This window comes from Njordella aestuarii, from assembly GCF_056494165.1.
In genome coordinates this window covers 4,773,442-4,785,324 of sequence record NZ_CM151397.1, presented here as the reverse complement: position 1 = coordinate 4,785,324, position 11,883 = coordinate 4,773,442, and the positions used below count along the sequence as shown (strand labels likewise).

Annotated in this window: 13 protein-coding genes and 1 tRNA gene; 5 read left to right on the top strand and 9 right to left on the bottom strand. The window is 49.2% G+C overall.

Going from position 1 to position 11,883, the window contains the following annotated elements:
* The first annotated feature begins 147 nt into the window (after positions 1-147).
* From SH451x_RS18925 to SH451x_RS18910, 4 genes are all read left to right on the top strand, one after another.
* Positions 148-1,221: a PDZ domain-containing protein gene (locus SH451x_RS18925; protein ID WP_479358590.1), complete on the top strand. Its 1,074-nt coding sequence runs from the start codon at positions 148-150 to the stop codon at positions 1,219-1,221.
* Positions 1,222-1,333: 112 nt separating this feature from the next.
* Entirely contained in the window at positions 1,334-2,152 is an 819-nt protein-coding gene (locus tag SH451x_RS18920; protein ID WP_479358589.1) for a PRC-barrel domain-containing protein, read from the top strand.
* Between the two features lie 175 nt (positions 2,153-2,327).
* Entirely contained in the window at positions 2,328-3,323 is a 996-nt protein-coding gene (locus tag SH451x_RS18915; protein WP_479358588.1) for a GTPase, read from the top strand.
* Positions 3,324-3,331: 8 nt separating this feature from the next.
* A complete protein-coding gene (locus SH451x_RS18910) occupies positions 3,332-4,327 on the top strand; it encodes a sirohydrochlorin chelatase (RefSeq protein ID WP_479358587.1) in 996 nt (331 codons plus the stop codon).
* Positions 4,328-4,401: 74 nt separating this feature from the next.
* Here the strand turns inward: SH451x_RS18910 and SH451x_RS18905 are convergent, their stop codons facing one another.
* The 8 genes from SH451x_RS18905 to SH451x_RS18870 all read right to left on the bottom strand — a co-directional run bounded on the left by SH451x_RS18905 (position 4,402) and on the right by SH451x_RS18870 (position 9,962).
* A complete protein-coding gene (locus SH451x_RS18905; RefSeq protein WP_479358586.1) occupies positions 4,402-5,541 on the bottom strand; it encodes an LptF/LptG family permease in 1,140 nt (379 codons plus the stop codon).
* A gap of 71 nt (positions 5,542-5,612) precedes the next feature.
* Positions 5,613-6,725, bottom strand: a complete 1,113-nt coding sequence (locus SH451x_RS18900; RefSeq protein WP_479358585.1) for a glycosyltransferase — start codon at positions 6,723-6,725, stop codon at positions 5,613-5,615.
* A gap of 104 nt (positions 6,726-6,829) precedes the next feature.
* A tRNA-Leu gene (locus SH451x_RS18895) sits at positions 6,830-6,912 on the bottom strand.
* Positions 6,913-6,963: 51 nt separating this feature from the next.
* Positions 6,964-7,485 carry a 50S ribosomal protein L9 gene (rplI, locus tag SH451x_RS18890; protein WP_479358584.1) on the bottom strand — a complete coding sequence of 174 codons (522 nt, stop codon included), beginning with the start codon at positions 7,483-7,485 and terminating at the stop codon, positions 6,964-6,966.
* A gap of 154 nt (positions 7,486-7,639) precedes the next feature.
* Positions 7,640-8,092 carry a single-stranded DNA-binding protein gene (locus SH451x_RS18885; RefSeq protein WP_479358583.1) on the bottom strand — a complete coding sequence of 151 codons (453 nt, stop codon included), beginning with the start codon at positions 8,090-8,092 and terminating at the stop codon, positions 7,640-7,642.
* A 169-nt stretch (positions 8,093-8,261) separates the two neighbouring features.
* The gene (rpsF, locus tag SH451x_RS18880; RefSeq protein WP_479358582.1) at positions 8,262-8,687 is read right to left on the bottom strand and encodes a 30S ribosomal protein S6; all 426 of its coding nucleotides are present in this window, start codon (positions 8,685-8,687) and stop codon (positions 8,262-8,264) included.
* Between the two features lie 36 nt (positions 8,688-8,723).
* The gene (gene pth / locus SH451x_RS18875; protein ID WP_479358581.1) at positions 8,724-9,311 is read right to left on the bottom strand and encodes an aminoacyl-tRNA hydrolase; all 588 of its coding nucleotides are present in this window, start codon (positions 9,309-9,311) and stop codon (positions 8,724-8,726) included.
* A gap of 33 nt (positions 9,312-9,344) precedes the next feature.
* Complete coding sequence (locus SH451x_RS18870; RefSeq protein WP_479358580.1) at positions 9,345-9,962, bottom strand: 50S ribosomal protein L25; 618 nt, start codon at positions 9,960-9,962, stop codon at positions 9,345-9,347.
* A gap of 330 nt (positions 9,963-10,292) precedes the next feature.
* Between SH451x_RS18870 and SH451x_RS18865 the strand changes: the two genes are divergently transcribed.
* Positions 10,293-10,637 (top strand): co-chaperone GroES, encoded by a 345-nt coding sequence (locus SH451x_RS18865; protein ID WP_479358579.1) that lies wholly within the window; start codon positions 10,293-10,295, stop codon positions 10,635-10,637.
* A gap of 305 nt (positions 10,638-10,942) precedes the next feature.
* On the opposite strand, the gene SH451x_RS18860 is transcribed toward SH451x_RS18865, so the two are convergent.
* Positions 10,943-11,692 (bottom strand): hypothetical protein, encoded by a 750-nt coding sequence (locus SH451x_RS18860; protein ID WP_479358578.1) that lies wholly within the window; start codon positions 11,690-11,692, stop codon positions 10,943-10,945.
* Positions 11,693-11,883 lie beyond the last annotated feature (191 nt).

Here is an 11,883-nt window from a genome sequence, read left to right as displayed (position 1 = left end):
CCGAGCGTTTGTCAAACGTCAGAGATTGAATGCTCCGGAAAAGCGGATTCGTACACTGAGAATTTTGCAATGGCATGGAAACTGCGAACGTGGTGCAGTTATCGCAAGAGCCAGGTTGGCTGAGCAAAGTCTATTCAGGAGATAATGATGTTACGTAAGAATGTTTTTAAGTTGGCCCTCTTAGGAGGCCTTTCGTTAAGTACGGTTGCATATGCACAAAGCCCAGTTGGTGACGTGTTGCGGGGAGCCGTTGACGGTGCGGCGACTGGGGCTGCCCAAAGAGCAAATCAAGCAGTTAACGACGCTTTAGGAGTACCGAATAACCCACCCGTCAATAGTGGCCTTGGCGCCAATCAAACCGGACAGTTCGGCACCAATGCGCAGATTCAAGGGCAACCGCTTCAAGGAAACACGCAACTCGGTACTCGTCAGCAACTGCAGGCGGCAGGTCAGCAGTTTTCCAATCAGTTCCGTCAGAACCTATCCAACTCAATTAATGCAGACCCCAATGGTTACCGTATCAATGGGCAGCTAGACGGTGAACTGCGCAACTATGGTCTGCAGCAAGGCGACGTCGTCCTTGACCGAAACGGTCAACCGATTCGTACCTCCGACGGGCTTAACCAATGGATGCAAAATTCACAGGGTACCATTCTAGTTCAGCGCAATGGTCAAGTTGTGCAGTTGAGTGGCAACAATTCGGCCAGTTCCAATATGCAGTCTAGCTCGTCTGGTCAGCCAAGGCGTCTAGGAGTTGTAATGCAGCCAGACGCTAACAATGTGTTCATAACTTCGGTGGACCGCAACTCCTTGGCGGCCAAATCGGGACTACAAGCTGGGGACCGAATTGTGTCCGTTAATGGTCAGAGCATTAGCAATCCTAATATGTTGGGGCAACGGATCAATGCCATTAATGGTAACGAAGCCACTTTGGTAGTCGAACGAAATGGACAACGCGAAACTGTCGTCGTTCGTTTAGACAATCGTCAGCAGAACCGTAATGCACAGCAACAATGGGGGCAATCGGGATCGACTTCGCAGCAGTCCGATTCGCAATTAATGGAACGCATCAGTGAACTGGAGGCAGAGGTTGAAAACCTAAAGAATACAGTTAGCCAGTTGACTGCTCGCACCAGCGTAGAAGGCGACAATGATGCCGTCACAGTGGACGCGGACGCAGGCAGTTCAGACGCAAGTAGCGATCAGAGCGACAGTGAGTAACAAGCAAGTAACGCTTGAGTTACGATTCCCTTGTGGGCCGTGTGTGAACTTGGAAACAGGTTCACATGCGGCTTTTTTAAATATCAATCAAGATTCGATCGGAGATTTAGAGATGTATAAGTTATTATCGTTTTTGCCAACGGCAATTTGTTTGTCAGTTGTCAGTTGTGCGGGTATCGCCGTCGGGGAAGACGAGAAGTCTTCATTCGACGTCGGGCCAAATTTTGACAATGTCCAACGAGCTACTAAGTTGGTAGGAGAAAAAGTTTCCGTTAACGGGGAAAAGTTTGCGGTTAAAGATCTTTTGATTGATGCAAACAGCCGGAAAGTTCTGTTCGCGTTTCTTGAGAATGAGTCTGATAAACAGCAGCATGTCGCTGTAAAGTGTGAAAAATTGAAGCATGGTGAACAAATCGAATTCAAAGGTAAGCTGAGCAAAGAGCAACTGGAAAAGTCGTCGCAGTTCGCGAAGACCAAGGCCTACACTCCTGCCATTGTGCAAGCATATGTTGCCGAAACTTACGGTGAGCAGCCAGGGGGCGATCACAAGGATGCCGGCGAAGGAATCGAATTTGTTACGCTAAACAAAGTATTGCGCAAGAATATAGTCGATAAGAACGACAAAGTCTTTGGGCATGTTACCAATGTGGTCATTGATCGGGAAAGCGACAAGATTGCGTACGTTTTAATCGCGGCCAACACGGATAAAGATGAGGCGTCAGAAATGCCGGTACCACTTGGCGCATTTGAAGCGTTCTACTCAGATGCCGCTTGGAAAATCGATCTGACCGCAGATGCCATCCTGAAATTCCCGGCATTGCCGAAGGATGGTCCATTGCCAACATCACTTGATCGGGGTTGGGTGGAATACGTAGCGGTTCGATTCGGTCGCAACTCACTCCAGGATCGCGCTGAAGTTGACCAACGATAGCGTTTCATCACGCTACAAGGCTGGAGGGGAAGACGCCTTATACAATTTAATAGATCGGATGCCTTCTCGAACGGTGCCGATTTATTGGTATAGTCAGAATCGGAGCGATCTGGTGCCGAACCAGTGTTGCCGGTTTATGAATTGTATCGTTTCTCGCTTTTAACCGTGTTCGAGAATGCCAGCCAATCTCACCCCCCAATATCACAAGGCCGAGCAGATCTATCGTGCGGCCTCGAATGCAGCCGAAGAGTTGAATGCGCTCCAAGAGATGTTGCGGCTGATCCCGAAGCATAAAGGCACGGATCGATTGCAGGCGGATTTGAAAGCGAAAATTTCAAAGCTAAAGCTTGAAACTGCGAATCCTAAACCGGCGAGCACAGGAAAAGGACTAAAACTTCCAGTCCAAGGTGCGGGGCGAATACTATTGATCGGAGCGCCTAACACGGGGAAAAGCCAACTGCTCTGTCAAATGACAAATGCAAAGTCAGAGGTTGCTGACTATCCGTTTACTACTAACAGTCCTGTGCTCGGGATCGCGCATTACGAAAACTGCCCATTCCAGCTAGTCGATTTGCCTCCGGTTACAGCAGATGTAATGGATGCCAACTTAATGAATCTGGTTCGAGGAGCCGATGCCGTATTTTTAGTCGTGGACCTAGGCAGTGACGATTTGGTGGAAGATTTGGCTGCCGTTTTGAACCGGTTCGCTGACGGCAAGACGAGACTCAGCAACGTTACTGAACTTGACGAAAACGACGTAGGCGTATCGTATACGCTAACGTTCCTAGTTTGTAACAAAATCGATGCGCCTGGAGCGAAAGAAAGATTGTCTATCTTAAAAGAATTTATGGATATGCCGTTTGAGACAATCTTGGTGTCAGGAGAGACAGGTGAAGGCTGCAGGACGCTCATGCAGGAGCTGTTCAAGAAAATGGACATTGTTCGTGTATATGCAAAAAATCCAAAAGAGAAGGAAGCCGATCGCTCTAAACCATTCACTCTTCGTAAAGGCGATACCTTGGTAGAGTTCGCTGAATGTATACACCGTGACATCGCCGCAAAGTTTCAAAGTGCTAAAGTGTGGGGTAGCAAGTTGCACCCTGGAACCGTGGTAAAGCGCGACTACGAGCCAGCGGATGAAGATGTCGTTGAGTTGAACACTGGAGTATGAGATTGATCGTGCCATCAGAAGATTCAGAATTACAAGTGAAGGCGGCCTACAACAAGCTTTCGCTGGCAGGTGGCGGACTGCTGGTGGTCGGGCATGGAACGAGATTGCGTGAAGGGCAAACGCAACTACTTTCCCTGGGCTCTCAAATTGCTGCGATGATCGAAGATTGTCCTGTGGAAGCAGGCTTCCTAGAACTTGCCGAACCCGATATTGCTACCGCAGTCGAACGTCTGTCCCGACGCGGAGTGACTAGCATCTTTGTAGTGCCGATATTGTTGTTCAACGCTGCCCATGCCAAAGACGATATTCCCGAGGCAACTCGAGATGCTTGCAAAAAATACGGTATCAGGCTGATTGGACAGGCCGATCCATTAGAATGCAGACCAGAGCCATTAGCCCTTTCGCAGATGCGCTGCTTGCAATCACTGCTCTGCTCCAATGAGCGCGGATGCAATCGAGCGGGATCCTGCGAACTTGCAAAGTCATGTTGCGCGTTTGATCCGCAAGATTTTCAAGAGCACTACTATGCACTTCTGGCGAGAAAATTTGGCTCGAGCATTGAAGATGCAAACAACGGCACCGACGGAAAATATTTATCAGAGCTGTGTGATAGATTGTCTGAGTCTTCACTGGTGATGATTGGTCGGGGGACGACACAGGAGCCGGCGCGTCAGTCGATGCGTGAATTTGCTAGGCTAAAAGATGCGGCCTTTCGTTCGAAGTGGCTAGAGGTTGGATTCTTTGCAGGGGACCCAGTCGACGTCGAACGGGTTTTGAAAATGGCTGGCGAACAAAGTCAGTCAGACACAGTAATTGTGCAACCGCATCTTTTATTCGAAGGAGTCCTAACAGATCAGCTTCGCAAGAGTGTTGATTCTTGTCGCAACAAATATCCTCATTTACGATGGCTGGTTACAGCACCACTAGGTGGTGACAGTGCATTTGCGAATATGTGGCTCAGGCATGCAGCACCGGCTCTAATCGACTGCTTGAAGTCGTTGTGAGCCGAATTTGTCTTGCGAGATGTGGGCAGTGTATCGTCATGTTAAGAATGCAGAAGCCGATTTCTGCATCTACCCTAGCTCAACATCGCCGTTCGTGCTTTCGCATAAGCTAAAGGCGTTAACGCCAAGAGCGGGAGCCAAGCCCCCATGAAGGGCGAAAGGAGACTGCTGTGCGATGCCAGTGTTTGGATTCCAACGACGAAAGCTGTAAAGAAAATGATGCTCCACGTGACAGCGCTTGCGATCCAAAACAGATGGCGATCGACGCGTTTAAGCACAACAGGCAAACCAAACAAAACGAGTGTAATGTCCAAAATTGGCTGCACGAAACGCGCGTGAACCTTCACATGCACATCGGGTCCGTAGAACGTTGGCTGGGCATGTAGCCTTTTGACGATGTTAAGCGTGGAATCGTACTGCCCCCACGAACTTCCGCCCTGAAGCAAAATAAACTGTACCGAAGAAACTACGAAACACTGATTTGGCGCAAGCCAGGGATTATCAACGGGCGTTAGGATGATCGGCTTGCGGTCGAGGACTATGGATGGCACCGTGACGAGCGTTTGCGGAGCCGTGACTCCGGTAACAAGATAACCATCGGCGTGTTGATCGGTGGCGGTCTGATAGGCTGCCAATTCCGCACTGATTTGGCGTCCATACTTGGCTGCGGGCCCGGAAAGCCGAAAGATGGGGCGAATGATTTGCTGGTTGAGTATTTCAATGTGATGCCCGCCAATCAAAATTCCCGTTTGGGGGTCCAGTGCGGGACGCAGCGGTCGCAGGTTCTCGCCGGTTAAATCTTGCGGTCGCTTCCCGAGTGTATGCTGGTGTAAGGGAAGTATCGTCTCACGAAGGGTAGCGGAAACCAGTACCAGCACGACAGTCGCAATGATTGGAAAACGCAAGGCGCGGCCTTTCGGAATTCCTGCGGCCATCAGAGCCGTCAATTCGTTGGTCCGTTTCAACCATGAAACAGAGAAAAGCAGTGCCATCAACGCAAAAAAAGGGCAAAGCCTCGTAAACAAACTAAGTGAAAATGGACCGTAGTAACTGACGAGCAGAATAGTGAGGCCTTGATCGTCCTTGGCCGCTTCAATCAGGTCATCCAAGTTTGTAAACAGATCGACAATGACGATCAAGCCAGTCAAGCAGGTCAAGCAGATGAAAAACACCCGCAAGAAAAGAAACAGAATGTATTGATCGATACGTGTCATTCCATGGCTTTTACAATGTTCCGCCCTGTAATGTCAAAGTCGCTCTTTGATTCCGCCCAGCTTTCGGCCGGTCATTTTTTAGATTTAGCGAGCTCTGCGAGGAGTTCTTCATATTCCACAAGTTTGCTATCCAAGTTGAACTGCTGTCTCACGTGGGTTCGGTTCAAGCTCCCCAGAGATTTTCGGAGCGTCGGATCATTTGCTAGCTTAACGGAGAGGCATAGCCATGCAGCTTTGTCTTTGGGACTAACAGCTTGATTGGTCGCATTATCGCCAAGCAGCTCAATCAGACCATCGACTAGAGTCGTCGCCAGTGGCTTTCCGTGGGCCATGGCCTCAAGGGCTGCGTTCGGCATTCCTTCGTACGCACTTGGGAGCAGAAGCAGATCGCAGGCATCCAACCATTTGTCTACATCATCTCGTTGCCCTAAATTGACAACTCGACCAGGATAATCCAGAGCAAGTTTCTGTACTTCGGTCGCCAGCGGACCATCGCCGATGAAGACGACCGCCTGCGTAAAGTCATTAGCCCGAAGCCGAACCAAATCAATAATCCAGTCGACCTGTTTCTGTGAGGTAAATCGACCTACGAAAAGAAGGAATCCTCCCCGCCTTTGCATCAGGTCCTCTACCTCGGTAGCAAGGATGGCTTGAGATTGGCTGACTTCGTTTACAGCTTCGACTCCGTTGGTGATGACACAGATCTTGTCCAAAGGTGCGTGGTCAAGCTTGGCAATGTGTCGTGCGACGTATTGACTAACGCAAATGATCTTGGCGCACCGGCGATAAATAAGGCGGCTCAGCAAAGCACGTGGCTTTGATGGGTCAGCTACGCGAACACCAATCGCGAGAGGCACTTTCCGACTGGGATAGCAAGCTGCTGCAAGGACATTCGCATGAAAGAGAAATGACAACGCGACATCGGGCAGATCGTTTCGCACAATCTTTCGCAACTTGGTTGCGATCTGGATCAGTTGCACACTACGTTTCCCGTTCAAAAAAATTGGGTGCAACCCTTGTCCTTCAAGATACCTAACCAGTCGATCGCGATCAGGCTGGGGGCGTGTTCCCAGCGCGATTAGTCGAACGTTATGTCCCTGCTGCTGTAGATAGACAGCGAGAGACGCCATAATCTTCTCTGCACCGCCCACATCGAGTTCTGTAATAAGAAGATCGATTCGCATTGTTGCTCGCGTTTTATGGCAATTGTTTAAAAGTCCAGAAGGAAGCAAATCAACGCAAAAAAAAAGGGTCCCGGCCATTCACAATGACCGGAACCCTTTCTCGATGGGGCTGACAGGAATCGAACCTGCACGTCCAAGGGACACAAGATCCTAAATCTAGCGCGTCTGCCAGTTCCGCCACAGCCCCGTTCTGCTGGATGATTCAAACAACCAGCAGAGATTCATCTAATACTTAATACTAACCTGCAGCAGGGACTACCCAAACCTTCAAATCGGTTTCGATGTCTGCATGCAATTGAACTTTCACAGTGTAAAGACCAAGCTCTTTCAAAGGTCCAGGCAGCTTGACCTGTGCTTCGGTGATTTGCGTTACACCAGCTTGTCGCAGAGCGGCAACGATCTCAGGAGCACCAACGCTACCGTACAGATGACCTTCGTCGTTCGCATTCGCTTCGACGTTGATCGATTGCTTGCTGATCTCTTCGCCCAAAGTGCGTAGCGAGCTCAGTTTTTGCTTCTCAAGTTCGGTGAGTTTAGCTTTGTGCTTTTCGATCATTCTCTTATGGTGATCGGTAGCAACAATCGCAAGTCCTTCAGGCAGCAAGTAATTGTTAGCAAAGCCTGGTCGTACCGATACCACATCTCCACTCTTGCCCAAGTCTTGGACATTTTGGATCAGCATCAATTCGATGCCGCCGGTCGCACTCCGGGGTAGACGAGGAAAGCTTCGGTAACGTTTTTTTGCTTGGGCAGTAGCCATTCTCATTCAATCCTGTTTGCTTAGCGTCACAATTTTATGACGCGAAAATCTTTGTGGACAGTTTTGTCCTACATTTTTGTTGTAATGTCAATTCTCATTTGCAAAAGAAAAAACTTTTGCTGGTAATCCTTTAGTAAACGCTCGAGCGTAACTACTAAAACGGAATATTTTCGTCCTGGTACGAATCCGAATGGCTATCTTCAGAAACGTGCTGGTCGTTTTGCTCAAACGTATTACTGGCTGTCTGTTTTTGGCGAGAGCCGGAGCCCGCACCATCTGACCTGGAGCTGAGCAGTTGCATACGATCACAAATTACGTGCACCTTGGACCGTTTTTGCCCGTCTTTTTCCCACGAGTCATACTTGAGTCGGCCTTCGATAAAAACCGGGGCGCCTTTGGAAAGGTATTCGCCTGCGATTTCTGCTGTCCGGCCAAACATGGTTATGTCGAAGAAGTTAGGATCGTCTACCCATTCTCCAGAGGCATTTTTCTTGCGATCATTAACAGCAAGACCGACTTCAGTGACTGCTAACCCGCTGGGTGTGAATCGCAATTCGATGTCGCGAGTCACATTGCCGATCAGAATTACGCGATTGTAGCTTGCCATAATAGTGATGCCTCCTGGTCTTTTGATCTAAATGATTCGTGAACGGGTAATCATAACGGATCAAAAGCTAGATTCCAGTGTTCACTATTGAAGGTGAACAAAAACGTCTCATTCATTAGCTTGACTCTCAGCGGTGAACTGGGCTGTACAAACTAGACCACGTTTGGATTTATACTTCCGTATCTTCTTCCAGGTCATCAGTTTCATCAACGTCATCTGCACCAACGACTACTGGTTTGCGCTCTTCTGACTCCGTGTGAGGAACGATTCCTTGAGCATGAGCAACCAATGCATCGATCAAACGCGGATCTTGGCGAGTGAACATCCATCGCATCAGCGATTCGTTAAGCTGGTTGGCTCGATTCAGCTCGGTAAGCTTCAACGTTGGTAGGTTGAAATAGATCAACCAATATGTGCCCTTTTGGTGGCCATTGATGGGATAAGCGAGCTTTTGCTCGGCCCACAATCGGCTAACGAGAATCTCGCCGCCTAAATTAGTAATCGCATCCTGGATCGCGTTGGAAACACTATTCGGATCGCGAGCGTAGCGGTTTGAGTCGAAGAGGTAAAAGCCTTCGTAAATTCCGGTCGTCAACTGAAAACTCCTCTAACTGAACTGATCGTTTGAATTCTACTCGCGATTGAACTTATTCATGGCCATGTCGATACCTTCGACAAGCCAGCATTCTATGGCATCTGCAGCGCGATGGCACGCCGCGTTCACCACATCTTGCTCTTTTCCTACAAATTTGCTGAGAACATAATCGGAAGTCTCCCAATTTTCGGGAGTGGAACCAATTCCAATGCGAAGTCGCGCAAAATCGGAACTGCCCAGCTTTTCGATTGTATCCTGCAATCCCTTCTGTCCACCGCTCGATCCACTGCGACGTAATCGCAGCTTTCCCAGCGGAAGGGAAAGGTCGTCACAAATGACCAAAATTGAGGTCAAAGGCGACTTAAAAAATCGAGCCGCAGCCGAAATCGACTGACCGCTTCGATTCATAAAAGTTTCAGGCCACAACAAAACAAATTGTCGGTTGTTCCATTGCAGCTTTGCGTATTTGCCATCGAACTTGCTCTGGACCAATGCTCCCGGAAATCGGGTTAGCATCAGATCAAGTACGTCAAATCCAATGTTATGTCTTGTCTTTTCATACTTGCGACCGGGGTTTCCCAGGCCAGCCACAAGTAATACAGGGAATTCATTCTCGTCTGCCAAGGATGCCGTCCCTCTAGCGTTCGCAGTTTAACACTACTGTGCTGCTTCTGCTTTTCCTTTAGCAATCACTTCTGGTTCTGCGCCCGTCCCAGCTTCATCACCAGCCTCTGCGCCGCTGCTCAAGACGATCTGAACAACAACTACATTGCCAGGCGTTAGAGCTGTCATGCCTTCTGGGAGTTTAAGTTCGCTTACATGAATTGCTTGAGCACGCTGCAAGTTGCTGATATCAACGGTGAGAAATTCAGGAATCTGGCCAGCCAAGCATTCAATATTCAATTCATGCGTAATAAATCGAAGCTGAGCGTCGGCGCCAACGCCTGGAGCCTCACCGTGTAGGTGGACCGGCAATGTCACGTGAACTTTCTCCGACTGCGATGCACGGGCAAAGTCGATGTGGATGACTGAGGATCCGTACGTGTCCCACTGAACATCACGCAGCAGAGCAGTTTCGGAAATTGCACCTGTCAGCGATACCAATCGCGATCCGTGGCGAACCAATCCGGTAATGGTCTCCCGCTTTACCGCAAGGCAAACATTCTCTTCGCCGTGGCCATAAAGAATCGCAGGCACTAGCCCTTCCGCTCGCAACTTGCGAACTGCCCAGGAACCTACTGCGTCTCGCTTAACTACTTCTAATGTTTCAATCATATCGACAACTCGATGTCTGCGTCCGTTCGCAGCAAAATTTCAATGCTTGATTTGCGTTTGTTCGTGTTAGCAAGCCATCGTGACTCGCGACTCAATCCTCTAAATGCCAGCTGGCACCATTTTTGGGAACGGCGAAGTATGACGAAACCCAAGTTTCTATCAAGGCCAAATGTCGCTAAAAAACCTGCATTAAAACACGATTTTGCGATTTTTATGCATTTTCTAACCAATGAAAAGCTGCGAATCGTGATGGAATAGAATCCAGAACCCTCGTAGACTGTTCGGATTCCAACGTAGAACCTGACTTTTGACTCATTAAGTTCGCTGCCAATGCCCAAAAAGCAAACCAATTTTGAATATGTCGAACCAATTGGCCCACGAGTGCTAGTTCTGAAAGACGAACCCAAAAGGGAAACTCGAGGCGGTATTGCCTTGCCCGACGCAGCAGAAATACCCACCATCACCGGGCGGATCGTCACCATCAGCAAAAAAGTAGAGCACGACGAAGATATGCCTTTGCGGCAATACGACAAAATTTTGTTCCACCCCAAAAATGCAATCCCCGTCGATCTAGAACAGGACAATCAGCTCTTCGTTATCCCTGTTGAAGACGTCGTGGCCGTGTTTCGACGCGATCGTCCGAAATCAGACAAATCGCCGGATGACGCTGAATAGTAAGAACATCGCAGGCCAATTTTTCTATCGGTTTGCAACTAACGAAGCGGCCTGAAACAAAATCCTGAACTCTCAACCCGAACGCGTCAGCGAGGGACAGAACTTCGGCTGCAAAAATCGCTCGCTAACGCACGCGGGTTGTGACGTCCGCTTGCATCGAATGCGGAACTTGTTTCGCGACATATCCTTAATCTAATTACTGTTGGACGAAGTGTTTTGTTACGATAGTCGAAGCGGGTAATCGCCCATCTTTGCTCTGTATCATGCTTTAACAATACTGCCGAAGCTTATTTCTAGAGCAACGCTTATGTTGTCAGCGGTAACGGGCTGGCCGCAAACGATTCGTATACCTGACGCAGCACTTCGTCGGAGATTTCTTCTCTGGACAGCACAAACCGCAGCCGCGCGCGTCGGATTACGCCCTTCTCCATAAATCGGCCGAAAAGCCTGAGAATCGCGATCGCTGACTCGCCAGGACCGCCTTGAGAAAAGCTCAAATCGCTATCGTCTTGATCGAGCGGATGAATGAAAACAGCGATCGCCGGTGAATTCGCAGTTCGCTTTATATTTACGGCGGCGATGCAAGTAGTGCTAATCGCTTCTGTATTGACCGGCGAAAGTTGGCCTTCGAGGTCTTCCCAAAGCTGCAGGCTGTGAAGCGACTGGCTGTGCAATGAACACAATTCAACGTCGACCTGGGGGTAACTATCTAGCAAAAAAGTATAGTTACTGACCCAAAGTTCTAACATCAACACGTCCGGTGATAGCTCGGCACCTTCGGCGCTTGGGCCATCGAAAACTCGATACTGCAGTTGAATATTAAAATGGCGATGAGCCGTCTGCGGATACATGCACAGCAAATCTTTTCCGCGCACGTAACAATCTTGAAGCCGCACTTTCGCTGTGTCTGGGAAAGTTACGCCGGCAACAGGAGCGAGCGTCAGTCCATCGGGGCCTTGCACACCAAGCCCAGCCTGCGGCTGAGCGAGATCGATGCTGCCAGAAAACTGGCCGCGAGAAAATTTCGCCAAGCTTCCGTCTAATTCCCAAGTCATTTCGGTTTCTTCGGTTGGAGTGCACTTTGAGTCGGGGTCTGTTTCCATAACGCCGTTTGAAATTCGTTAGGCGAACTTCCCACCTGCTTAGATCATAAGTCAGGTTGGCTTACGGATGAACACCGGACAAATTTTTATTGTTTCCCAGCTCTGCGAATTCCAAACGCTGCGGGCATTCAGACGCCTGGAAA